This is a genomic window from Bowmanella sp. JS7-9, assembly GCF_004329715.1.
Lineage (GTDB): Bacteria > Pseudomonadota > Gammaproteobacteria > Enterobacterales > Alteromonadaceae > Pseudobowmanella > Pseudobowmanella zhangzhouensis.
In genome coordinates this window covers 298,308-322,237 of sequence record NZ_JXSY01000011.1, presented here as the reverse complement: position 1 = coordinate 322,237, position 23,930 = coordinate 298,308, and the positions used below count along the sequence as shown (strand labels likewise).

The following is a 23,930-nucleotide window of genomic DNA, read 5'->3' as shown; positions in this document are numbered from 1 at the left end:
CTGTGGCGCGCGCAAAATTTGAGCGGAGAATAGAATGAGCGACAAAATTATCCAGCTGTCCGATGGCAGCTTCGAGGCCGACGTAATCAATGCAGAAGGTCCTGTACTGGTCGATTTCTGGGCTGAATGGTGTGGCCCTTGTAAAATGATCGCGCCAATTCTCAATGAAGTAGCTGAAGAATTTCACGGCAAAGTAACAGTTGCCAAGCTGAATGTCGATCAAAATAATGAAACCCCACCGAAATACGGTATTCGTGGAATTCCAACTTTATTGCTGTTCAAAGGTGGCAATGTGGTTGCCACTAAAGTGGGTGCATTATCTAAAACCCAACTGACTGAATTCCTGAACGACAACATTTAATCGCTCAAGAACCGAATCGGCGCCTGAATCAGGCGCCTTTTTTGTATATCGGCGAAAATTTACCCCCAGTGCGCTAGACGCTCCTAATTTTTGGTGCTACCGTTACTTCGTTGTTAATTCAATACCACCCATTGCCGCAACCTTCTGCGGTGAATAAAGCAAACTAACCCTTATCAAGAATTCAATATTGCTTAACAGACAGTATTATTTTCACGCAAAGACCTTCCTATGAATCTGACGGAATTAAAAAACACGCCTATCAACGAACTGGTTGAACTGGCAGACAAAATGGGCCTCGAAAACATGGCCCGCGCCCGCAAACAAGACATTATTTTCTCTATCCTGAAAGCCCACGCAAAAAGCGGCGAAGACATCTTCGGTGACGGCGTGCTGGAAATTCTGCAGGATGGATTTGGTTTCTTACGTTCCGCGGATTCATCTTATTTGGCAGGTCCGGATGATATTTATGTATCACCCAGCCAGATTCGTCGTTTTAACCTGCGTACCGGCGATACCATTTCGGGCAAGATTCGTCCGCCTAAAGACAGTGAGCGTTATTTCGCCCTGTTGAAAATTAATGAGGTGAACTACGACCGTCCGGAAAGTTCACGTAACAAGATCCTGTTTGAAAACCTGACGCCACTGCACGCCAATGACCGCCTGCGTATGGAGCGTGGTAACGGCAGTACCGAAGACATCACGGCACGGGTACTGGATTTGGCCTCGCCAATCGGTAAAGGTCAGCGGGGCCTGATCGTGGCACCACCGAAAGCCGGTAAAACGCTGTTACTGCAAAATATTGCTCAGTCGATTGCCGCCAACCACCCGGATTGTACTCTGATGGTACTGCTGATCGACGAGCGTCCGGAAGAAGTAACCGAGATGCAGCGTATGGTGCAAGGTGAAGTCATCGCCTCAACGTTTGACGAGCCAGCCAGTCGCCACGTTCAGGTTGCCGAAATGGTAATCGAAAAAGCCAAGCGTTTGGTCGAGCACAAAAAAGATGTAATCATCCTGCTCGACTCCATCACCCGTCTGGCTCGTGCTTACAACACCGTTATTCCGAGCTCAGGCAAAGTGTTGACTGGTGGTGTGGATGCTAACGCATTGCATAAACCTAAGCGTTTCTTCGGTGCGGCCCGTAACGTTGAAGAAGGTGGCAGTCTGACCATTATCGCCACCGCCCTGATCGATACCGGCTCGAAGATGGACGAAGTTATTTACGAAGAGTTTAAAGGTACCGGTAACATGGAACTGCACTTAAACCGTAAGATTGCAGAAAAACGTGTATTCCCGGCTATCGACTTTAATCGCAGCGGTACCCGCCGCGAAGAACTGCTGACCAGTCAGGATGAACTACAGAAAATGTGGATCCTGCGTAAGATTGTGCACGAAATGAGTGAAATCGACGCAATGGAATTCCTGATTGATAAGCTGTCGATGACCAAAACCAATAATGAATTCTTTGATGCGATGCGCAGACAGAAGAGTTAATCAAAAAAACCGCCGTGAGGCGGTTTTTTTATAAGTGTTCGGTATACAGGGAATGGATAAGCTGGTCTTCCAGCTCAAATCGCTCCTCCAGTTGCTGGCCTAAACCGGATAAATCACGATCAAAGTCTTTTAGCAGATTATCCGGCTCAATTTCCGCATATTTATCATTAAATGCCAACGCTGTATCGGTACTGGGCATAATTTGCGGCAGCACATTTTTGTCTAATCCGTCTGGCTCGTCACTGCCTAGCTGGGTGTAAATTTCAAAATGCCCGGCGGATATGTAGTCCATCAGGATCTCACAGAATGCTTCGATTTTAGCTGCGTCCGGCAACCCGGGTGTTGGCTGGTAAGGCGGTAATCCAGCCAGTTCACAGTACATCACCAATAACTGCTGACGTTCTGCCAACCAATTATCGATAGCGCTGTGTGCGCCGCCCCATTTTTGTCTTGCCTGCTGTACGCCAACTAACATGCGGTCACTCCTTGAGTGGTGAGACGAATCCGACTTTGTCTTTGGAGTATATATAAAAATCATGTTCACAAAAGGACAACTGCATAAAAACTGATACACTGAGGCCGTCAAAAATTCTACAAGTCAGATGTAGCAAGTGATTGAGCAGCAAATTATTTTTCCCCATGACCAGCCTGCGTACTGGATAGTATTTCAGCGCGATCAGGTGGTGGTGCTGAATCAGCAAACGCAGGTGAACGTCTCAACGCGGCGCGAATTATTGTTGGATGATGCGCACTTCAGCGACGTGCTGAAGGTCGCCGAGGTGGATAATCTGCCTTGTCTGGTTGTTGACCTCGGACACGAGAGTTTGCCAAGCGAGCAACATCAGACCGTGAGTTTACGCAGCGTCATGATGAACTCAGATGCCAGGCTATTTGAAGCGCTGGCGCGCGCCTGGCAGGCAACGCTTTTTTTGCGCACGCACCGTTTTTGTGGACAGTGTGGCAGTCGCATGCAACGCATAGACTGGGAGCTGGCGACGCAATGCTCACGCTGCAGTCACCGTTGTTATCCACGTATTTCACCCTGTGTTATTGTCGCGATACGTAAAGACAAACAAATTCTGCTGGCTCAGGGTACACGCCACACCAACGGCATGTATTCAACCTTGGCGGGCTTTGTGGAAAGTGGCGAAACCCTGGAACAAGCCGTTCACCGGGAGGTGTTTGAAGAGGTCGGCATCCGGGTCACCAACCTGCGCTATTTTTCCAGTCAGCCCTGGCCCTTCCCTCACTCACTTATGGTGGGTTTTTTGGCAGACTATGCGGGCGGAGAGATTACTCCGGAGCCAAAAGAAATTGCCGATGCAAAGTGGTTCGATGCAGATAAGTTGCCGCTGATTCCTCCGACGTTTTCCATTGCCGGTCATTTGATCCAACACACGCTGGCGCTGATCAACGAGCAATAAAAAACCCCGTCCTGGGACGGGGCTTCAGTTTGGTTAGCGTGGAGGTCTCGTTTAACGAGCTTCTTTATATTTTCACTAGCGCTATAGGTTATAACAAAGCTTTTTGACCTGTGGCAAGTTTTTCTGCGATTTATTTTACCCCTTGAGCGGCTCGTTCATCCCATCCCCCTGATTTTCCGTGTACAATCAGCGCCAATTTTATACCCGCTTGTGGAGTGAGTTTTGTCGCAGTTAAAGAATGATCGCTATTTGCGTGCCCTGTTAAAGCAACCTGTGGATATGACCCCGGTATGGATGATGCGCCAAGCCGGTCGTTACCTGCCAGAGTACCGTGAAGTGCGGGCGCAGGCAGGCGACTTTATGAGCCTGTGCAAGAATCCGGAACTGGCTTGTGAAGTCACCTTACAACCACTGCGCCGCTTTGAACTGGATGCAGCGATTCTGTTCAGCGACATTCTGACCATTCCAGATGCGATGGGATTAGGCCTGTATTTCGAAACCGGTGAAGGCCCACGTTTCAAAAAGCCGGTTACCAGCAAAGCCGATGTGGAGGCCCTGCCGCTGTTTGATCCTGAGCAGGAACTGGGTTACGTCATGGACGCCGTGCGTACCATCCGTAAAAACCTGCAAGGCGCCGTGCCGTTGATTGGTTTTTCCGGAAGCCCATGGACATTGGCCACCTATATGGTTGAAGGCGGGTCCAGCAAGGCGTTTACCAAAATTAAAAAAATGGCCTTTGCCGAACCGCAAACCTTGCACCTGCTGCTGGATAAGCTGGCTGACTCCGTGACCAGTTACCTGAATGCGCAAATTGCTGCCGGTGCCCAATCTGTGATGATTTTCGATACCTGGGGTGGCGTATTATCACCACGGGATTATGAACTGTTTTCACTGCAATATATGGCCAAAATTGTCGATGGCCTGACCCGTGAAGCAGATGGCCGCAAAGTACCGGTCACCCTGTTTACCAAAAATGGTGGCATGTGGCTGGAAAAAATTGCCGCAACCGGTTGTGATGCGGTGGGTCTGGATTGGACCATCAATATCGCCGATGCCAAAGCCCGGGTGGGTGACAAAGTGGCCCTGCAGGGCAATATGGATCCATCCATGCTTTACGCGCCGCCGGCACGCATCGAGGAAGAAGTACAAACGATTCTGGCCGGTTTTGGTCAAGGCAGCGGCCACGTGTTTAATCTGGGTCATGGCATTCATCCGGATGTACCGCCCGAACACGCCAAAGTATTTGTGGATGCTATCCACCGCTACAGTCAGCAATATCACAAATAAAAAAAGCGCCTGTTGGCGCTTTTTTTATATCGAGCATCTGATTACGCATCACGGGGAAGCCCTTTTTGCACTGTGCGCACCAATCGCTGCTGTTGACGGCTAGGTGCTATGCCTTGCCCGGCTTGCTGGCGCGCCAGTGCCCAATGGATATGCTCAGCCAGCAATTCATCTGCCAGCACAACTGCCGCTTGTAAAGCATCGACAATCCGTAGATCGGCTGGCGCATTGCCCAGCGCCACCGCCAGATTACGCCGCCAGCGCTGGTATCCGATGCGGCGAATAGGTGAACCTTCTGTCAGACGCAGAAAATCATCCTCATTCCAGCTCCATAAAGTCAGTAACGGCTGGTTCTTCAGCCACTTTCTGGCATTAAAGTCTGCCTCAGCAGTAATCGGTGCTTCGCGATTCCACGGACATACCAACTGGCAGTCATCACAACCATAAATGCGGTTCCCTAACAGTGGGCGTAACTCCGGCGGAATAGCTTCGTCTGACTCAATCGTCAGATAAGATATACATTTGCGCGCATCCACTACATAGGGGGCAACAATTGCTCCAGTGGGACACATGGTCAAACAGGCACTACAGCTACCGCATTGCTCTTGAAGCGGATCATCGGTGGGTAATGGCAGGCTAATCAGTAATTCACCCAGAAAAAACCAGCTCCCCGCCTCCTCATTCAGGGTTAGGGAATGTTTACCCGTCCAGCCGATGCCGGCCTTTTCCGCCAGCGCATGCTCCAACACCGGGGCGGAGTCTACAAATGGACGCAATATACAATCCGGCACCTGTTGCTGAATCAAATCGCCGAGCTTTTTCAGTTTGTTACGCAGCACCTTGTGGTAATCGCGGCCCAGCGCATAGCGACTGATATAGCCGCTGGACGCGTCAGCCAGCCCGGCAGCGAAGCTGGCATCAGGTGGTAAATAATCCAGTCGAACGCAAATAGCACGCAGGGTACCCGGTAACAAGTCGGCAGGGCGCGCACGCAACATACCGTGGCTTTGCATATAGTGCATTTGGCCGTGGTAACCATTATCCAGCCAATCTTGCAGGAATCTTTCGTGCCGTTTAAGGTCAACATCTGCAATACCGACCTGGGCGAAACCCAGTTCCTGGCCCCAGCATTTTATCTGCTGGGCAAATTCGGCAAGTTGAGAGGCGGACAGTGACGACATATGAGGTTCGGGCAGCGTTAAAAAACCACGCAAGGTTATCACAACTCATCTACCCGGCGCAGCAGGTTCGGGCCCAAGAACAAGCGGCGGCCGAAGCATGTGGGTTGAGCCTTTACCAACTGATGGAGCTTGCTGGACAGGCGGTCTTTGAGCATATTCAAGTTACCTATCCGGACAAGCGCCACTGGCTGGTGTGTTGTGGCAAAGGTAACAATGGCGGTGATGGCTGGGTGGTCGCACGTCTCGCTCATCAACAGGGATTACGGGTTGAGGTCTGGACTCTTTGCCCACCGGAACAACTCCGTGGCGACGCCGCTCAGGCTTATCGCAACTACCTGGCTGCAAGCGGCACCGCGCCACAAATAGCAGCGCCCCAGCATTGGCGCGGCGAACTAATCGTCGATGCCATTTTAGGCAATAATGTGCAGGGACCCGTGCGCGAACCGCAATTATCCGCGATTAACTGGATCAACCAACAAACCGAGAAGGTCGTGTCCATCGATCTGCCCTCCGGATTGGCCGCGGATAGCGGCGCGACTGTTCCGGTAGCGATACAGGCTGACAGCACAATAACACTGGTGGCCCACAAACTGGCTCCACTAACCGGCGCTGGCAGGCAACTTGCCGGCCAAATCACATTAGCCTCACTGACTATTCAGGATGCGTTTGCCAGACTCGCTGCACCTGTCGCGCAGCATTTTAACTGGCGGGACTTACCGATATTACCGGCCAGATCCAGGCATGCGCACAAGGGCAATCACGGCCACCTGTTGTGTGTCGGCAGCCACCGGGGAATGCCTGGTGCGCTGGCATTGAGTGGCGAAGCCGCACTGCGTAGTGGCGCAGGTTTAGTCAAGTTAGATTCAGTGGCGGAACATTTGCCGATATATGCCAGCAGGCGTGCCGAATGGCTGCTTGGTACAGAACAAGACCTTAGTCAGGATCTGAGCTGGATGAGCACACTCCTGCTTGGACCGGGGCTGGGTCAGAGTGATTGGAGCAGCAAATTATTCGAACAATGCCTGCAATTCATCACCCGAAATCCGCTACCGCTGTTAATCGATGCCGATGGGTTAAATCTGTTGGCCGACAGCCCACAAACATTGAGTCACGACTGTGTGCTGACCCCGCACCCTAAAGAAGCAGCACGTTTGCTGGGCTGTTCCGTTGCGCAAATAGAAAGGGATCGCCTGCAGGCCGCCATCAATATCGCCCGCAAGTATCAGGCTATCTGTCTGTTAAAAGGTGCCGGTACGATTATCACCGATGGTGACCAACATTTTGTCTGTGCCGGTGGCAATCCGGGTATGGCTGTGGCGGGTATGGGCGATGTGCTTAGCGGCATTATTGCCGGACTCATGGCGCAGGGATTAACGGCATTCGACGCGGCGTTGTTTGGCTGTGCGGTGCACGCCGAAGCAGCAGACAGAATCGCCCGCAATCGTGGTGAACGTGGTATCCTTGCCGCCGACTTATTTGATCAACTACCTGTATTAATTAATCATGCAGTTACAACGCACACTTCCCAATGAACAGGCCACGCTGGCCCTGGCTGCTGAACTGGCCGGTCACATCCGTAGCGCAACCAATATCTACCTGCACGGCGATCTCGGCGCGGGTAAAACCTGTTTCAGCCGGGGATTCATACAGGCGTTAGGCCATAAAGGTAATGTCAAAAGCCCCACATACACGCTGGTTGAGCCTTATCAGTTAGAAAATTGGCGGGTATCCCACTTTGATCTTTACCGTTTGGCAGACCCGGAAGAATTGGAATTTATGGGCATTCGTGATTATTTTGAAAATGATTGCCTGAATTTGATAGAGTGGCCAGAGAAAGGTCTGGGTATTTTGCCTGCCGCGGATGTGGAGATTACCATTCAGATTGTCGGTGATGGCAGAGTAGCCAGTCTGGTAAGTCATAGTCCAATTGGTGAGCAGTTACTTACAGAAATAAAATAATAATGATGATAGCGCGCTTGGGTCGAAGTTTACGTTTATTAGGGAGTCTGTTGCTATGCTGCGGACTGCTTTGCTCGTCTGCATTCGCGAATAAAATCAACGGCGTGCGTGTATGGCCGTCACCGGACAACACGCGGGTGGTGTTAGATTTAGCCGATACCCCCAGTTACAGCTACTTTTCCCTGACAGGTCCGGATCGGTTAGTAATTGATTTGGACAACGTCAAACAACGTTTCGATTTTTCCAAATTACAGGCCGACAGCCCGCTGATTAAACGCATCCGTCACAGCGGTGCCAAGGATAAAAATTCTGTACGTGTGGTGCTGGATTTAACCCAGGAAGTGGCAGTGCAGGTTTTTGCCCTGAAACCCACAGAACCCTATGGCAACCGGCTGGTTATCGATATCAGTGAGGCAAAAACCAGCAACCCGGTCACCACCGCAGCGGCACCCACCATTACCCATCATGCGGATGAGGCGCCGCTGCGCGATATCATCGTCGCCATCGATGCCGGCCATGGTGGCGAGGATCCGGGCTCGATTGGCTACAGTGGCAGCTATGAAAAGCACGTAACGCTGGCCATCGCCAAAGAGTTGGCCAGCCTGATCGATAAAGAGCCGGGTATGAAAGCCGTGCTGGTGCGCAAAGGCGATTACTACGTAGGCTTTAACAAACGTACCGACATTGCCCGCAAAGCCGGCGCTGATTTATTCATTTCCATACATGCCGATGCCTTTACCACCCCGCAACCCAAAGGCGGCTCAGTATGGCTACTGTCCATGCGCCGGGCTAATTCAGAGTTGGGGCGAATGCTGGAACAACGGGAAAAACACTCCGAATTACTTGGTGGTGTCGCCGAAGTGATTCAGGATACCGAAAATGAAAAGTACCTGACGCAGGCGTTACTGGATATGTCGATGGATAAGGCCATGGCGACCAGCTTTGACATTGGTAACGAAGTAATCCGCGAACTGGGCCGTATTACCAAAATGCATAAGCGCGAACCACAGTTTGCCAGTTTGGCCGTGCTCACCTCGCCAGATATCCCTTCGCTACTGGTCGAAACCGGATTTATTTCCAATCCGACCGAAGAAAAAAACCTGAATTCTGCCAGTCACCGTAAAAAACTCGCAGAGTCCATCTATAAAGCGGTGAAAAGTCACTTTAACCGTATGCCTCCTGATGGCACCTTGTGGGCCAAAGCACAACGCAACAATCTGCAACACAAGGTGCGCAGAGGTGAGTCTTTATCGGTACTGGCGCAAAAATACAATGTGTCGGTCGATACGATTAAATTAGCTAATCAACTGAATACTGACGTGCTGCGCATCGGCCAGGTTCTGACCATTCCCCGTAGTTAATATGCCCATACAAATCCTGCCAGCGATGCTGGCAAACCAGATTGCTGCCGGTGAGGTGGTCGAACGACCTGCCTCCGTAGTCAAAGAATTGGTTGAAAACAGCCTGGATGCCGGTGCCGATAAAATCGAGATTGAAGTTGAACGGGGTGGGCATAAGCGCATTCTGATCCGCGATAACGGTAGTGGGATCAGTCAGCATGAATTGGTGCTGGCGCTGTCACGCCATGCCACCAGTAAGATATCCAGTCTGGATGATTTAGAACAAATCATGAGTATGGGCTTTCGTGGCGAGGCACTGGCCAGTATCAGTTCAGTATCGCGCCTGACCCTGACCTCTCGCACTGCCGGGCAAGAGGCAGCGTGGCAGGCCTACGCCGAAGGTCGTGATATGCAGGTGCAAATTCAGCCTGCGGCGCACCCGGTCGGGACCAGTGTTGACGTGCAGGATCTGTTTTTTAATACCCCGGCACGGCGTAAATTTTTGCGTGCAGAGAAAACCGAGTTTACCCATATTGACGAATGGCTACGGCGTATCGCATTGGCGCGCTACGACGTGCAATTTAGCCTGCGGCATAACGGCAAAACAGTGCGCCGTTACCCCAAAATCAACCAACCGGACGATCAACGTAAACGGGTTGCGGCAATTTTAGGGGCAACCTTCGCCAGTGATGCGCTGGATATCAACAGCCACTACGAAAGCATGCAGTTGCAGGGCTATTTGCATGCTAATCGCAGTGGCGAACTGGACGTGCAATATTTTTATGTCAACGGTCGGGTGATGCGCGACAAGCTGATCCACCATGCGGTGCGTCAGGCGACAGCGGAAATGTATGGCGACAACCACCAACTGGCCTATGTAATGTATTTACGCTTGCCTCCCCAGGAAGTAGATATCAACGTGCACCCAGCCAAGCATGAAGTGCGCTTCCATCAGGCCAGACAGGTACACGATTTCATTTACCGGGCTATCATCGACATGTTGCAACAGGAAAGCTGCCTGAATAGTGAACCGGCCGCGCGTGAAATGACATTACCGGAACCAAACCACAGTTACATCACGCCTATTCGCGAGCAGTCTGTGGCTAGTTATGGCGGGGCATCTTCCTCTGCTACTCCGTCTGCGCCCATCCGTTCTCAGTCAACCCCTGCCGCAAAAGCCAGTCAATACCAGGCACTGCTGCAAAGCGCTGGCAAAGGATATGCAGAGATGGACTGGATGCTGGCTAACGGTGATACCTTGTTGGTGACCTTGCCAGAGGTACGGCAATGCAGCGCGTGGAAGTTATTGACCATGTACCATCAACATCTGATCGAAACAAATGAACTGACCTCACAGCCCCTGCTAATGCCTTTATCGATCGGCCTGACGGATGCTCAGTGGACGGTCGCGCAGCAAAACTGCGAACAATTAAAACAGCAAGGCGTGCATTTTTTGCTGCATGAGCAACGCCTGATTTTGCGTCAGGTGCCGGCCTACCTGCGCCAACTGGACTGGGCCACAGCCATTGATGCGCTATTGCAGGCACCCGGTGACTCACTGCCATCTTCGTTGCAACAGGCTAGAGTGAATATCAGCAAGTCGCTGTTGGTACCGGTATGGCATTGGGCACAACGCCACTTCGACGTACAATGGCCGGCTAAATTACGTGAACTGAGTAAACCGGTTCATCTTGCGGAGCATGACTAAGGTGTCTATATCCCAACCCACCGCCATCGCATTGATGGGGCCCACTGCCAGCGGAAAAACCGCACTGGCTATTGAATTAGTGCAACAGGCCAATTGTGAAATCATCAGTGTCGACTCGGCACTGATTTACCGGGATATGGATATCGGCACTGCCAAACCCAATGCCGAAGAACAGCGACTGGCACCCCATCGCCTAATCGATATCAAAGACCCGGCAGAGGTTTATTCGGCAGCAGATTTTCGTCGTGATGCGTTACAAGCCATGGATGAGATTAGTGCTAAGGGCAAAGTACCGCTGTTAGTCGGCGGGACGATGATGTATTTCAAAGTGCTGCTGGAAGGCATCTCGCCCTTACCGGAAGCGGACGCACAGATACGCCAGCAGATCGAACAACAAGCTGCCGAACACGGCTGGCAATACCTGCACGACGAGCTGCAAAAATGCGACCCGGTTGCCGCTGCACGTATTCACCCAAACGATCCACAGCGCTTAACCCGCGCTCTGGAAGTGTTTCGCCTAACCGGTCATTCACTGACAGCATTGACGGAGCAGAAGGGAGAGCCACTTTCGTACAATTTGAAACAATTTGCGATCGCCCCAACCGAGCGCGCCGTATTGCATCAGCGTATAGAACAACGATACGATCAAATGTTAGCGCAAGGCTTTGAAAATGAAGTCAAAAACCTTCGCATGCGTGGCGATTTACATCTAAACTTGCCGTCTATGCGCTGTGTTGGCTATCGCCAAATGTGGGAATATCTGGATAACAAGTATGACCACGATGAAATGCGCTACCGTGGTATAGTCGCCACGCGCCAATTGGCAAAAAGACAAATGACGTGGTTGCGAGGCTGGTCTGATATTCAATGGTTAGATACGTTTGCCGATATAAGCAAAAACGCAGACTTGATAATCGCAAATTCGTCTATATAGTAGTGGCATCTGATTGAATTTTAATCGGAATGTAAAAAATCATAATAATTATCCAAGGATAAAAGAAAATGGCAAAGGGGCAATCTTTACAAGACCCATTCCTGAACGCACTACGCAAAGAGCGTATCCCTGTTTCAATTTACCTAGTGAATGGGATCAAGTTGCAAGGTCAGGTGGAGTCGTTTGACCAATTCGTTATCTTGCTTAAAAACACTGTCAGTCAGATGGTTTATAAGCACGCCATTTCAACGGTCGTACCTTCACGACCTATCCAGATGGTTGCGCCGACTAATGCAAACTCGGATAATGACCAGGAGTAATAAGGTCATTAGGAGATAATGTTTGTTTGACCGTTATGAGTCAGGTGAACAAGCTGTATTAGTCCACATCGAATTTTCCGATGAAAACAGCAGAGAAGACCTGCATGAATTGCAAATGTTGGTTGACTCTGCTGGCATTCAGACCCTCGACGTAGTCACCGGGTCGCGACAAGCTCCCCACCCCAAATATTTTGTTGGTTCAGGCAAAGCCGAAGAGATAGCCAATGCGGTGCGCGCCTGTGATGCACAAGTGGTGATATTTAATCACGCGTTGTCGCCATCTCAGGAACGCAACTTGGAACACCTGTGTAAGTGCAAGGTGATTGATCGCACTGGTCTGATTTTGGATATTTTTGCCCAGCGAGCCCGCACTCACGAGGGTAAATTGCAGGTCGAACTGGCACAGCTACGACACATTTCTACCCGTTTGGTACGAGGCTGGACTCACCTGGAACGTCAAAAAGGCGGGATTGGTCTGCGCGGACCGGGTGAAACCCAGTTAGAAACCGACCGGCGTTTACTACGTGAACGGATCAAATCTATCCTTAAGCGTCTGGAAAAGGTAGAAAAGCAACGGGAAAATGGACGACGGGCACGGAATCGGGCGGAGATCCCAACGGTCTCGCTGGTTGGCTATACCAACGCAGGCAAATCCACCTTATTTAATAGTCTGACTAACGCTGATGTGTATGCGGCCGATCAATTGTTTGCCACACTGGATCCAACCCTGCGGAAAGTGACTTTACAGGATGTCGGCCCGGCTATTTTGGCCGACACCGTTGGTTTTATCCGTCACCTCCCCCATGATCTAGTTGCGGCATTTAAGGCAACGCTACAGGAAACCCGCGAAGCAGACTTATTGTTGCATGTGGTGGACTATTCCGATGAACAAGTCATGGAAAACATCGGGCAGGTGGAAGAGGTGCTGACAGAGATTGGTGCCGGAGAAATTCCCCAGTTGATGATTTGTAACAAAATTGACCGCATGGAAGGCGTGGCAGCCAAGATTGATCGTAATGAAGACGGCCGCCCTTACCGGGTCTGGGTTTCCGCCAGAGAGAGGCTAGGACTAGATTTAGTTTTACAGGCGTTGTCTGAGTGTTTATCCGCATCCATGGTGCAGTATCGCTTGCGCATACCGCCCGCGGAAGGAAAACTACGGGGTAGTTTGTTCCATTTAAATTGTATTGCCGCCGAGTCGTACGCTGAAGACGGCGATTGGCTGGTCGATGTTCGGATGCCAAGTACTGAATGGCATCGACTAAATAAACAGCATGACGGTAATCTCAACAGTTTTATCATTCGTAATCAGTAACAGTATTTTTAATTAACGGAGAAAGGCATGGCCTGGAACGAGCCGGGAGGCAATAACAATAAAGATCCGTGGAACAATCCACGTGGTGGCGATCAGGGTCCACCGGATCTGGATGAAGTCTTTAAGAAGCTGTTTGCCAAATTTGGCGGCAATAAATCCGGTGGTAGCAGTACCGGTAGCGCTACCTTTGCGATCATCGCCTTACTGTTGGCCGCGTTCTGGGGCTTAAGTGGTTTCTATACCGTCAAAGAAGCCGAGCGCAGCGTATTACTGACCTTCGGTAAGTTCAGTGACATCGTCGAGCCGGGTCTGCGCTGGAAAGCGACCTTTATTCAAAAGCAGATTCCCATCGACATCAATACCGTGCGCAGCAAAGCGTCATCTGGCAGCATGCTGACCGAAGATCAGAATCTGGTCACGGTAGAAATGGAAATTCAGTACATCGTGCTGGACCCATATAAATACATTTTTGCCACCACTGAGCCTGAAGTCAGCCTGAGCCATGCGCTAGACGCGGCCATTCGATACGTAGTCGGTCACTCTAAGCTGGATAGTCTGTTAACGCAGGGTAAAGAAGTAGCACGTCAGATGGTGTGGGAAGAGTTAAACCGCATAATCGAGCCTTACGATTTAGGCCTGGCTATCGAAGACGTCAACTTCCGTAACGTTCGTCCACCGGCGGCTGTTAAGGAAGCATTCGATGATGCCATCGCCGCACAAGAAGACGAGCAAACCTATATTCGTCAGGCCGAAGCCTATTCCCGTGCCATCGAGCCAGAAGCCCGTGGTCAGGTTAGCCGTATGCTGCAGGAAGCAGAGGCTTACAAACAGCGCGTAACATTGGAAGCGGAAGGTGAAGTGGCCCGTTTCCTGTCGTTATTGCCTCAGTTCGAAGCGGCACCAGAAGTGACCCGTCAACGTCTTTACTTAGAGACGCTGGAACAGGTGTACAGCAATACCAGTAAGATCATGGTCGACAGTGGTAAAGGCGGAAACAACATGATGTATCTGCCATTGGATAAGATTCTGGAGCGCCAGAACAACACCTCCAGCACTATTCCGCGTTCTAACAGCGTGACAGAGTCAACGCTGGAAGCGCTGCGCAATGCGAATACCACCAACAGCCGTCCGGTTACCTCAAGCCGCGATGCGGTACGTACAGGGAGAAATTAACATGAGATTTTTTAGTTTATTTCTTGCAGTAGTGCTGCTGGCCCTGACCATGGGCTCACTGTTCGTGGTCGAGGAAGGCGAGCGTGGTATCGTCATTCAGTTCGGAAAAGTGCGAAAAGACGATAGCGGGCAAACTGTCGTTTACGAACCGGGTCTGCATTTCAAGGTTCCTTTGTTTGACCGCGTGCGTCTGTTAGATGCTCGTATCCAAACTCTGGATGACCAGGCAGACCGCTTCGTGACCGCCGAGAAAAAGGATCTGTTGGTAGACTCCTACATTAAATGGCGCGTAAAAGACTTCGCTAAGTACTATCTGGCTACCGGCGGGATTTCGTCGCGCGCCGAAGTGCTGTTAAAGCAAAAAGTTATCAACGGCCTGCGTAGCGAGTTTGGTACCCGTACCATTGAAGAGATCGTTTCTGGCGAACGTTCAGAATTAATGGAACAGGCACTGATTCAGGCGTCTGAAAGTTCCGACCAACTGGGTGTGGAAATTGTCGATGTACGCGTTAAGCAGATTAACCTGCCGGGCGAAGTCAGCGACAGCATCTATAACCGTATGCGTACCGAACGTAGCACGGTAGCCAAAGAGCACCGTTCAAAAGGTCAGGAACAGTCTGAGATCATTCGTTCAAATATTGATGCGAAGGTCACGGTTATGCTGGCTGACGCGGAGCGTCAGGTGCGTGAGCTGCGCGGTGCTGGTGATGCACAGGCTGCACAAATTTATGCCGATGCGTACAACCGCAATCCGGAGTTCTACAGCTTCCTTCGCTCTATGGATGCCTATCGCAACAGCTTTAAAGACAAGCAGGACGTGCTGATCCTGCAACCAGACAGCGAATTCTTCCATTACATGAAGAACGCCAAAGGCAAATAAGGTACAGGGTCAGCAATGCTGACCCTTTTCTTTTCCCAACAATTCCCTACAACTTCATGAACTATAAACACTTTTATCAACGCTTTTTGCAGGCAAACCTTGGCAAGCAACACTTTGCCTGCCATAGCCATTATTATTGGCCCGATGTGACCCGTGACGCCATGCTCGACTATTGGGACGATTCCGCCCGTTACGTAGACGAGAAATGGCAATACTTTTTCCAGCACAAGGTGCCAGCGCTTCAGCAACACATTGCCAGACACCTAAACACCGGTTTACCTGAGCAAATTGTGTTTGCCCCTAATACCCATGAATTGCTTTACCGGATTCTGACCTGTCTTGAGTCAGACAAGGCGCTGCGGATATTAACTTCAGACAGTGAGTTTCATAGTTTCACGCGTCAGAGCCAGCGCTTAGTCGAAGCCGGTAAAATTGAACTGACCAAAATACCGACCCAACCGTTTGCCAATTTTAGTCAACGCTTTATTCAGGCCGCCGATGCCGGCAATTACGATCTCGTGTTCGTCAGCCAGGTCTTTTACAACTCTGGCGTTGTATTCGACGGAGTTGTTGAGTTGGTAAGTCGATTACGCGAGACCAACACGTTAATTGTGATTGATGGCTATCACGGCTTTATGGCCATGCCCATCGATCTGTCCGCCATTGCCGACCGGGTATTTTTCCTTGCGGGTGGTTACAAATATGCTCAGGGTGGTGAGGGAGGCTGTTTTGCCCATGTACCAACCTACAGGAACTGGCGCCCTGAATTTACGGGTTGGTATGCCGAATTTGGCGCGTTGCAGGCGGCCCGGGCAGAGCAGGTACAATATGCCAGCAATGGCATGTCACTGGCAGGGGCCACGATGGATTTCGCGCCACTTTACCGCATGTTGGCAGTCATGGATTTATTCCAACAACAGCAACTGTCGGTCAAGCAGATTCATCAACATATTCAACAGTTGCAACAGGCTTTCCTGCAGGCACTGGCACGCCACCCGCATCCGTTATTAAATGCAGCGCGCCTTTTAAAAAACGGCGATAACCCCCACGGACACTTCCTCACCTTTGAACTGGATAGCCCCGAGCAAACGGCAAAACTGGCCACGTTTTTGCGCGAGCAGCATATTCTGACTGATTATCGCGGTAACCGTCTGCGCTTTGGTTTTGCTCTCTATCACGATCCCAGCGACTATGATTTTTCCTGTCTGGAGAAAGACTTATGAGCGACAGCCTGATATTTGCCATCGGCCTGGTACTGATTATCGAAGGAATCGGTCCGATGTTATTCCCCAATCGCTGGCGCAGTTATATGCAAAAACTAGCCGGTCAGAATGGCAGTGAATTACGCATGCTTGGCGGGGTGATGGTCGTCATCGGTCTGATGATTTTATGGTATCTGCAGTAAAAAAGGCCGACAAACGGATGATCATTGGCGGTGATTCTTGTAAAATCGCCGCCTAATTTTTCCACTGTTTTTTCATCATGGCTAAGAATGTTGTCGTTCTCGGCACCCAATGGGGTGACGAAGGTAAAGGTAAAGTTGTTGATTTGCTTACGGATAAAGCACAATACGTAGTGCGTTATCAGGGTGGTCACAACGCAGGTCACACATTGGTCATCAACGGTGAAAAAACCGTGTTGCACCTTATTCCCTCCGGTATTTTGCGTGATAACGTCAAATGCGTTATCGGCAATGGCGTAGTTCTCAGCCCGGAAGCGCTGATGAAAGAAATCAAAATGCTCGAAGATCGTGGCGTACCTGCCAAAGAGCGTCTGGTAATTTCTGAAGCCTGCCCATTGATTCTGCCTTACCACGTTGCGCTCGACATGGCTCGTGAAAAAGCACGTGGCAGCAAAGCTATCGGCACCACTGGCCGCGGTATCGGTCCGGCCTACGAAGATAAGGTAGCGCGTCGTGGTCTGCGCGTGGGTGACTTGTTCTGTATGGACAGCTTCGCCGCCAAACTGAAAGAAATCGTTGAGCTGCATAATTTTACCCTGACGCAATACTACAAAGTTGACCCAGTCGACTTTGATCAAGTGTTAGCCGACGTCACTGCCATCGCCGATACCATCAAAGCCATGGTCGTCGACGTGACAGATTTACTCGACAAGGCCCGTCAAAATGGTGATGCCATTATGTTCGAAGGCGCACAAGGCACATTGCTGGATATCGACCACGGTACGTATCCATACGTAACGTCATCCAACACCACCGTCGGTGGTGTCGCCACTGGCGCAGGTTTCGGACCATTGCACCTGGATTACGTACTGGGTATCGTCAAAGCCTACACCACGCGTGTAGGGTCTGGTCCATTCCCGACCGAGTTAGACGATGCAGTGGGTGAGCATTTAGGCACCAAAGGTCATGAATTTGGCGCCACCACAGGACGTAAACGCCGTACAGGTTGGTTCGATGCGGTTGCCATGAAACGCGCAGTGCAAATCAACTCCATCAGCGGCTTCTGTTTGACCAAGCTGGATGTACTGGATGGTCTGGACAGCCTGAAAATTTGCGTCGGTTACAAATTCCCAGATGGCAGCATTAAAGATGTGCCGCCTATGGCTGCAGAAGGCTACGAAATTGTCGAGCCGGTGTATGAAGAGATGCCAGGCTGGCAGGATAACACCTTTGGTGTCAAAGCCGTTGCCGACCTGCCACAGGCGGCGCGTAACTACATTAAACGCATTGAAGAACTGACAGGCGTGCCGGTGGATATCATCTCAACTGGTCCGGATCGGGTTGAAACCATCATCGTACGTCATCCGTACAACGTGTAACATTCTGAAAAGGTCGCCTCGGCGGCCTTTTTTGTTGCTTGCGAATTTGTCTCAGGTTGGTCACAATCGCAGCAATTATCTTCTGCACGGCCCTGACATCAAGTGGAAATCAGCAACCTAATCAACCAGTTACGTAGTCGTTTTCATCAGGGTGTGACGCGCCCGTTGGCTTGGCGTAAACAACAGTTACAGCAACTTCGCAAACTGCTTACCGACAACGAGCAGGCCATTAGCGCTGCGTTGCATGCAGATTTGGGTAAGTGCCACAGCGAAGCCTGGTTATCCGAGACAGGTTTTCTGCTCAGTGATATCGACCACACCCTCAGTCATTTAAACAAATGGTCTAAACCGCGCAGGGTCTCTACCCCACTAGTCGCGCAGCCGGGCAATAGCTATATGCAGCCAGAGCCCAAAGGCGTCGTACTGATTATCGGCGCGTGGAATTATCCGCTACAATTAACCCTGGCACCGCTGGTCGCTGCCATCGCGGCTGGAAACTGTGCCGTATTGAAGCCCTCTGAACTCGCTGCACATACCGATAAATTAATCGCAGAATTATTGCCCGCCTATCTGGACAGAGACTGCTTTGCCGTAGTGCAGGGTGGCGTCGAGCCCACCACAGCCCTGCTGGCTGAGCAGTTTGATCATATTTTCTATACCGGTGGCGAAGCAGTCGGCAAAATCGTGATGCGCGCCGCCGCCGATTACCTTACCCCGGTAACACTGGAATTAGGTGGTAAAAGCCCCTGTGTGGTGGATAGTGACACAAACCTCAGGGTCACTGCGGATCGTATCGTCTGGAGTAAATGGATGAACGCCGGGCAAACGTGCGTGGCGCCGGATTATGTGCTGGTCGAAAAAGTGTTTGTGCCTAAATTACTGGATGCGATTAAAGACAGCTTAAAACGCTTCTATGGTGACGATCCAAGACAGAGTCAGGACTATGGGCGAATCATTAATCTGCGTCATTTTGAGCGTTTGCAAGGCTATCTTGAGGGGCAAAACGTAGTACATGGTGGGCAGACCGACCCGGAAAGCCGCTATTTCTCCCCGACCATCGTACTGGAGCCAGACTGGTACAGCCCTGTTATGCAACAGGAAATCTTTGGCCCGATACTGCCCATTGTGAGCATTGAACACATTGCTGATGCGGCCGCCTTTATAAATCAGCGCCCCAAACCACTGGCCATGTATATCTACAGCAACCAGTCCCAATTAAGCAAACAGCTAATTGCACAAACCAGTGCAGGCAGTGTTTGTGTTAATGATGGAATGATGTTTATGGCCAATCCGGGGTTACCGTTTGGCGGAGTGGGTAACAGTGGTATGGGCGCCTACCATGGTCAGTTTGGCTTCGATACCTTTAGTCACCTCAAGGCAGTGATGAAACGGCGTTTCATCTTCGATATACCACTACGCTATCCCCCCTTTAGCGACAGCAAGCTCTCTATTTTGCGTAAACTTTTATAGGTCATCGAATATGCAGCACACCTACCCCTTTCATTTGGCTATCCCGGTCGATGATCTGAGTAAAGCCGAAGTTTTTTATGGTGAATTATTAGGTTGTGAGCAGGGCCGTCGCGATACGCACTGGATCGACTGGAACCTATACGGTCATCAACTGGTGACCCATCAGGTCAGCCAAATGCCCTATTCACCGGCGTTCAACCCGGTGGATGCCAAAGCCGTACCCGTGCCCCATTTTGGTGTGGTACTGCCGATGGATAGCTGGCAGGCACTGGCCGACAAACTGCAGGCAGCAAACATAGACTTTATTATTGAGCCCTATGTGCGGTTTAAAGGACAGGTGGGCGAGCAGGCAACCATGTTCTTTCTTGACCCTGCTGGCAATGCATTGGAATTTAAAGCGTTCGCCGATATTTCACAATTATTCGCGCACTGAGTTCTTGGCGCTGGTTAACGTGTCCAGCAGTTGACGGACTAACTCAGGCAAAGTATCCAGATGACCGTCTTTTACCGCCATTTCAACCTCAATGGCTTTTTCCGAGATAAGACGGAAGCCAAAAAACTGCGCAGAGCCGGCTAAACGGTGGGCTAACTGCGCAATCACCTGCCAGTTTTGCTGGTCGAGTAAGGCGCTCAGTTGATTCTTCTCTGTCTCCAATCGGGCAATGAAGGTTTGTTGCAGATCGCTGGTATCCACTTCATTTAACTGCCTGACCATCTGCGCCTGGTCCAAACCGGATGAGAACAACTCCAGCATCAGTGCAACCATCTGCTCCCGTTCTATTGGTTTGCGCAGGTAGCCGTTAAAGCCAATCGCCCGGTAATGCTTGATATCACTCACCATGGCATTGGCGGTTATCGCAACAATCGGTTTAATGCACCCCAGCTCGCGAAGCTCACGGAATGTCTGTAACCCATCCTTTTGCGGCATTTGAATATCCAGCAGCACCACATCAGGCTGATGGTTCACATACAGCTCAATGGCCTCAAAACCATTTTGTGCCGCCAGAACCCGCAGACCCAGGCGCTTTAACAAGCGCTCAATCAAGCGGCGGTTATCCGGATGGTCTTCAGCCAGTAGCACACAGCCTGATAGTTCTGGTAAGGCTTGCGAGGGACTGATACTTGGAAGCTCACTGGCATGCTCCACCAGTGTTAGCGGAATACTAAAGGTAAAAATACTGCCTTTATTCGGTGCACTGGTGACACGCAGTTCACCGTCCATCAAATTCACCAACTGGCGTGAAAGCGCCAGGCCCAGCCCAGACCCACCAAAGCGGCGGTTAATGCTGCTATCGCCCTGTGAGAAGGTTTCGAAAATACGTTTTTGATGTTCTTCTGTCATGCCGATGCCGGTATCGACAACGTTAAACAGCAGTCGGTTGTCCTGCAATGAGACAATTACATCGACGCTCCCCTGCTGGGTAAACTTGAGCGCGTTGGAACACAGGTTAATTAACACCTGTTTGAGGCGCAAACCATCCACATGGGCAACCAGCTTCACAGGTAATTGACTGATCATGCGGAAGGTTAACCCTTTGGCTTCGGCCTGACTGGTGAACATATCGCGCACATCAGTAAGTAGCGCCTGAATATCCTGCTCATGAGGCTCTAACTCAAGCTTATTCTGCTCGATACGGGTGACGTCAAGTATATCATTCAACAGTGCCAGCAAATGACGACTGTGGTTATGAATACGCGCCACTTCCTGCTTAATACTGCTCTCTTCCACATCACCATGGATAATCGCTTCAGCATGGCCAATAACCGAGGTCAGCGGCGTGCGAATTTCATGGCTCATATTGGCAAGAAATTCGCTTTTTACCCGGTTAGCTAACGCCAGCTTGCGAGATTCCTCGCGAATCGCCTCGGTTTTTTCTGCCACCTGTGACTCCAGCTGGGATACAAACAGGCGTTGACGTTCAATCTCAGCCTGATTGATGCGATGTCTGAAATGGATATAAGCCTGCACAAGTAGTAAGCCGAGTATTGCATAAACCCCAAACATCCAACCAGTCAGCCAAAATGGCGTACCGATGGTGAGTTTGACAGCGAGTTCGTTCTCGTAGTAGAGGTTATTCTTTAACGCCGGTCGCACACGGAAAACATAATCGCCACCACTAAGGTTGGTATACATCACCGCATTGGAGTTGCCATTATCCAGCCACTCGTCGTCCAGCCCCTCCAACTTATAGTAGTAGCGAATACGCCGTGCACTGTTCAAATCAAGGGTGGAAAATTCAAACTTAATGTAGTTTTGGTCTGGCGCCAGTTGAATATTATTGCTGGGTAAAATGGCCTCATCCCGAACATTGCGCTGGCCAATAAGCTCAAAGTTAGTCAACACGGTTGGACTGTTTAATTCTCGTTCCTGAACCAGACTCGGGTTGAAATAATGGATACCATCACGGCTGGATAAGTAAATTGTGCCATCGCTACTCTGCGCCACCAGGTTGACGTAATAGCGCGAACCAGATAACCCGTCAGATTTATCAAATACTTCGACTTCACTGCTGTCCGGATAAAATTTAATCACACCGGTATGGCTTATTAACCAAAGATTTCCTGCAGCATCACCCTTAATAAAGTGCACGCCAAAGTTATCCGACAGAATCTGCTGACCATATTCAGTGAACGTGCCGTTCTGCTCATTTAACTGGTACAAACCTGTACGGGTGCCAACCCAGATTTTGTCTCTGTCATCCTGAAAAATACTGTAGATATAATTCATCGACGAGCCACTGTTACGCTTACCGTCTACATAAAAGCAACGAAACTCACCAAAGATATTCGCTTCCACACAGACGCCACTTTCGGTCCCCACCCACATGCGTCCCTGTCTGTCCTGATAGAGTTCGACAATAGTATCAACCGGTAAACTAAGCGGATTTTTCGGTTCGGCCTGCACATGCAATAGTGGCTTATCCGGTGCCAACATCAGGAAAATGCCAAGGCGTGTGGCAATCCAGAATTTTCCTTGTGGGGTAAAGTGCAAATGGATAATCGAGGTGAATAACTCCGGATGCATGCTCCCTGGGGGAGGCTCGTATTTGACCGGCTTTCCATCTTCCGTAAGGTAATAAAGATGAGTTTTGTTGGTGAACCACAGTGTTCCATTTGGCGCGATTGCCATGCGGTGCACCGACAAGTCCTGCATCGCGTCAACATTGGCAAAATCACTGATGGTGTTAGTCGGTTTATGCCAGTTCAGTATGCCTGCACTACTGGTACCAAACAGCACATTCTCATCATCTCTGACCAGCACCGAATAGGTGGCTTTTAGGCGGCTGTCGCGGCGCAGACGTGGATCATTTATCAGCTTAAAACTGGTTTGACGGCTGATTTTATAAATACCCTGCCCTTCACAGCTTAACCAGATATTATTTTGCCGATCTTCAAATAGCGCTTGTGCACAGCTGTCATCAAAATTCAGTGGAACTTTACGTAGCACCGGATCTTGTAGGGTGAAGGAGTAAACCCCATAGCCGGAAGATACCCAATATTGGTCAAAATGGGTTTTCAGCAGAGCCTGCACAGGCCCTAGTGTTTCCTCATTTTCAGCGTATAGACGCATAAATTTACGTGTCTGGGGGTTAAATAGCGTTACACCATCATGGGTCCCCAAAACGATTCGGCCATCATCAGTTGCGAGTAAGTGTCTGACTTTGTTTTCTGCATCTGGTTTGGTTGATGTGCTGGGACGATAATATTCGAAGGTTAATGTGGACTTACGCACTTTGTTTAAGCCGTTGTCCGACCCAATCCAGATTTCATCCGGCGAGGTCTGCAACATATCCCAGATTCGCACACTGGACGTGCCTTCTGATGAAATCACAGAGCCAGGGAAACGGGTGAAAGTTTTGGTTGCCCGATTAAACAGGTTTAACCCACTGGTGAGTGTACCGACCCAAATATCATTATCTGCGTCAACAAAGACACTCTGTACATAGGCATCACTAACCGATGCAAGATCGGCTCGGTCGTACACAAAGTTCTCTGCCTGATGCAGCGCTGGCGACATGTGAGTCAGGCCACTACCCCAGCCCCCTACCCAGATATCCCCATCGTGATCGATGGCCAGATTGCCACTGTTATTATGCGGAATATAAAATGGTTGCGGTTGCTCGCGACGATAATTGACGACATTTTTACCGTCATAACGCAACACACCATCATAGGCAGTGCCGAACCACAAAAAGCCCTGCTGATCCTGTGCGATGGAAAAGATTATGGAACTGGAAAAGCCGTCATTTTCGTTCAGTAATTCCACATCATATTCATCAGCACCCGCCATGCCGCTGCAAAGCAG

At 50.4% G+C, this 23,930-nt stretch carries 21 protein-coding genes; 18 read left to right on the top strand and 3 right to left on the bottom strand.

What is annotated here, in order from left to right:
- The first annotated feature begins 34 nt into the window (after positions 1 to 34).
- Entirely contained in the window at positions 35 to 361 is a 327-nt protein-coding gene (trxA, locus tag TK45_RS06910; RefSeq protein ID WP_131257906.1) for a thioredoxin TrxA, read from the top strand.
- Between the two features lie 228 nt (positions 362 to 589).
- Positions 590 to 1,855, top strand: a complete 1,266-nt coding sequence (rho, locus tag TK45_RS06905; RefSeq protein WP_131257905.1) for a transcription termination factor Rho — start codon at positions 590 to 592, stop codon at positions 1,853 to 1,855.
- A 28-nt stretch (positions 1,856 to 1,883) separates the two neighbouring features.
- Here the strand turns inward: rho and rsd are convergent, their stop codons facing one another.
- Entirely contained in the window at positions 1,884 to 2,330 is a 447-nt protein-coding gene (rsd, locus tag TK45_RS06900; RefSeq protein WP_131257904.1) for a sigma D regulator, read from the bottom strand.
- A gap of 136 nt (positions 2,331 to 2,466) precedes the next feature.
- Between rsd and nudC the strand changes: the two genes are divergently transcribed.
- The gene (gene nudC, locus TK45_RS06895; RefSeq protein ID WP_131257903.1) at positions 2,467 to 3,279 is read left to right on the top strand and encodes an NAD(+) diphosphatase; all 813 of its coding nucleotides are present in this window, start codon (positions 2,467 to 2,469) and stop codon (positions 3,277 to 3,279) included.
- Positions 3,280 to 3,501: 222 nt separating this feature from the next.
- Positions 3,502 to 4,566 carry a uroporphyrinogen decarboxylase gene (gene hemE, locus TK45_RS06890; protein ID WP_131257902.1) on the top strand — a complete coding sequence of 355 codons (1,065 nt, stop codon included), beginning with the start codon at positions 3,502 to 3,504 and terminating at the stop codon, positions 4,564 to 4,566.
- A 41-nt stretch (positions 4,567 to 4,607) separates the two neighbouring features.
- Here hemE and queG read toward each other — a convergent pair whose 3' ends face one another.
- The gene (gene queG, locus TK45_RS06885) at positions 4,608 to 5,744 is read right to left on the bottom strand and encodes a tRNA epoxyqueuosine(34) reductase QueG (protein ID WP_131257901.1); all 1,137 of its coding nucleotides are present in this window, start codon (positions 5,742 to 5,744) and stop codon (positions 4,608 to 4,610) included.
- Here queG and TK45_RS06880 point away from each other — a divergent pair.
- The 14 genes from TK45_RS06880 to TK45_RS06815 all read left to right on the top strand — a co-directional run bounded on the left by TK45_RS06880 (position 5,735) and on the right by TK45_RS06815 (position 20,057).
- Positions 5,735 to 7,276 (top strand): NAD(P)H-hydrate dehydratase, encoded by a 1,542-nt coding sequence (locus TK45_RS06880; protein WP_131257900.1) that lies wholly within the window; start codon positions 5,735 to 5,737, stop codon positions 7,274 to 7,276. The genes queG and TK45_RS06880 overlap by 10 nt on opposite strands.
- Entirely contained in the window at positions 7,248 to 7,703 is a 456-nt protein-coding gene (gene tsaE, locus TK45_RS06875; RefSeq protein WP_131257899.1) for a tRNA (adenosine(37)-N6)-threonylcarbamoyltransferase complex ATPase subunit type 1 TsaE, read from the top strand. The genes TK45_RS06880 and tsaE overlap by 29 nt, the downstream gene beginning before the upstream one ends.
- Positions 7,704 to 7,708: 5 nt before the next feature.
- Entirely contained in the window at positions 7,709 to 9,064 is a 1,356-nt protein-coding gene (locus TK45_RS06870; RefSeq protein ID WP_131257982.1) for an N-acetylmuramoyl-L-alanine amidase, read from the top strand.
- Between the two features lies 1 nt (position 9,065).
- The gene (mutL, locus tag TK45_RS06865; protein ID WP_131257898.1) at positions 9,066 to 10,751 is read left to right on the top strand and encodes a DNA mismatch repair endonuclease MutL; all 1,686 of its coding nucleotides are present in this window, start codon (positions 9,066 to 9,068) and stop codon (positions 10,749 to 10,751) included.
- Positions 10,744 to 11,685: a tRNA (adenosine(37)-N6)-dimethylallyltransferase MiaA gene (gene miaA / locus TK45_RS06860; RefSeq protein WP_131257897.1), complete on the top strand. Its 942-nt coding sequence runs from the start codon at positions 10,744 to 10,746 to the stop codon at positions 11,683 to 11,685. Before mutL ends, miaA begins: the two co-directional genes overlap by 8 nt.
- Positions 11,686 to 11,753: 68 nt before the next feature.
- Complete coding sequence (gene hfq / locus TK45_RS06855) at positions 11,754 to 12,005, top strand: RNA chaperone Hfq (protein ID WP_131257896.1); 252 nt, start codon at positions 11,754 to 11,756, stop codon at positions 12,003 to 12,005.
- Between the two features lie 22 nt (positions 12,006 to 12,027).
- A complete protein-coding gene (hflX, locus tag TK45_RS06850) occupies positions 12,028 to 13,320 on the top strand; it encodes a ribosome rescue GTPase HflX (protein WP_131257895.1) in 1,293 nt (430 codons plus the stop codon).
- Between the two features lie 27 nt (positions 13,321 to 13,347).
- On the top strand, positions 13,348 to 14,493 hold the full coding sequence (gene hflK / locus TK45_RS06845; RefSeq protein ID WP_131257894.1) for an FtsH protease activity modulator HflK: 1,146 nt from the start codon (positions 13,348 to 13,350) through the stop codon (positions 14,491 to 14,493).
- A gap of 1 nt (position 14,494) precedes the next feature.
- A complete protein-coding gene (gene hflC / locus TK45_RS06840; protein WP_131257893.1) occupies positions 14,495 to 15,373 on the top strand; it encodes a protease modulator HflC in 879 nt (292 codons plus the stop codon).
- Positions 15,374 to 15,429: 56 nt separating this feature from the next.
- On the top strand, positions 15,430 to 16,596 hold the full coding sequence (locus TK45_RS06835) for an aminotransferase class V-fold PLP-dependent enzyme (RefSeq protein WP_131257892.1): 1,167 nt from the start codon (positions 15,430 to 15,432) through the stop codon (positions 16,594 to 16,596).
- Positions 16,593 to 16,778 (top strand): DUF2065 domain-containing protein, encoded by a 186-nt coding sequence (locus TK45_RS06830; protein ID WP_131257891.1) that lies wholly within the window; start codon positions 16,593 to 16,595, stop codon positions 16,776 to 16,778. Before TK45_RS06835 ends, TK45_RS06830 begins: the two co-directional genes overlap by 4 nt.
- A gap of 77 nt (positions 16,779 to 16,855) precedes the next feature.
- Positions 16,856 to 18,154: an adenylosuccinate synthase gene (locus TK45_RS06825; RefSeq protein WP_131257890.1), complete on the top strand. Its 1,299-nt coding sequence runs from the start codon at positions 16,856 to 16,858 to the stop codon at positions 18,152 to 18,154.
- A gap of 102 nt (positions 18,155 to 18,256) precedes the next feature.
- Entirely contained in the window at positions 18,257 to 19,624 is a 1,368-nt protein-coding gene (locus tag TK45_RS06820) for an aldehyde dehydrogenase family protein (RefSeq protein ID WP_131257889.1), read from the top strand.
- Between the two features lie 10 nt (positions 19,625 to 19,634).
- Positions 19,635 to 20,057 carry a VOC family protein gene (locus TK45_RS06815; RefSeq protein WP_131257888.1) on the top strand — a complete coding sequence of 141 codons (423 nt, stop codon included), beginning with the start codon at positions 19,635 to 19,637 and terminating at the stop codon, positions 20,055 to 20,057.
- Here the strand turns inward: TK45_RS06815 and TK45_RS16275 are convergent.
- The gene (locus TK45_RS16275) at positions 20,043 to 23,915 is read right to left on the bottom strand and encodes a hybrid sensor histidine kinase/response regulator (RefSeq protein WP_174719773.1); all 3,873 of its coding nucleotides are present in this window, start codon (positions 23,913 to 23,915) and stop codon (positions 20,043 to 20,045) included. The genes TK45_RS06815 and TK45_RS16275 overlap by 15 nt on opposite strands.
- Positions 23,916 to 23,930: the final 15 nt, after the last annotated feature.

Bases quoted from the DNA above. Each gene is read 5' to 3' on its own strand.
- rho (WP_131257905.1), top strand. From the start codon at position 590: ATGAATCTGACGGAATTAAAAAACACGCCTATCAACGAACTGGTTGAA.
- TK45_RS06815 (WP_131257888.1), top strand. From the start codon at position 19,635: ATGCAGCACACCTACCCCTTTCATTTGGCTATCCCGGTCGATGATCTG.
- hflC (WP_131257893.1), top strand. From the start codon at position 14,495: ATGAGATTTTTTAGTTTATTTCTTGCAGTAGTGCTGCTGGCCCTGACC.
- hflK (WP_131257894.1), top strand. From the start codon at position 13,348: ATGGCCTGGAACGAGCCGGGAGGCAATAACAATAAAGATCCGTGGAAC.
- mutL (WP_131257898.1), top strand. From the start codon at position 9,066: ATGCCCATACAAATCCTGCCAGCGATGCTGGCAAACCAGATTGCTGCC.
- miaA (WP_131257897.1), top strand. From the start codon at position 10,744: ATGACTAAGGTGTCTATATCCCAACCCACCGCCATCGCATTGATGGGG.
- TK45_RS06825 (WP_131257890.1), top strand. From the start codon at position 16,856: ATGGCTAAGAATGTTGTCGTTCTCGGCACCCAATGGGGTGACGAAGGT.
- hfq (WP_131257896.1), top strand. From the start codon at position 11,754: ATGGCAAAGGGGCAATCTTTACAAGACCCATTCCTGAACGCACTACGC.
- tsaE (WP_131257899.1), top strand. From the start codon at position 7,248: ATGCAGTTACAACGCACACTTCCCAATGAACAGGCCACGCTGGCCCTG.
- trxA (WP_131257906.1), top strand. From the start codon at position 35: ATGAGCGACAAAATTATCCAGCTGTCCGATGGCAGCTTCGAGGCCGAC.
- rsd (WP_131257904.1), bottom strand. From the start codon at position 2,330: ATGTTAGTTGGCGTACAGCAGGCAAGACAAAAATGGGGCGGCGCACAC.
- TK45_RS06835 (WP_131257892.1), top strand. From the start codon at position 15,430: ATGAACTATAAACACTTTTATCAACGCTTTTTGCAGGCAAACCTTGGC.
- queG (WP_131257901.1), bottom strand. From the start codon at position 5,744: ATGTCGTCACTGTCCGCCTCTCAACTTGCCGAATTTGCCCAGCAGATA.
- TK45_RS16275 (WP_174719773.1), bottom strand. From the start codon at position 23,915: ATGGCGGGTGCTGATGAATATGATGTGGAATTACTGAACGAAAATGAC.
- TK45_RS06830 (WP_131257891.1), top strand. From the start codon at position 16,593: ATGAGCGACAGCCTGATATTTGCCATCGGCCTGGTACTGATTATCGAA.
- TK45_RS06870 (WP_131257982.1), top strand. From the start codon at position 7,709: ATGATAGCGCGCTTGGGTCGAAGTTTACGTTTATTAGGGAGTCTGTTG.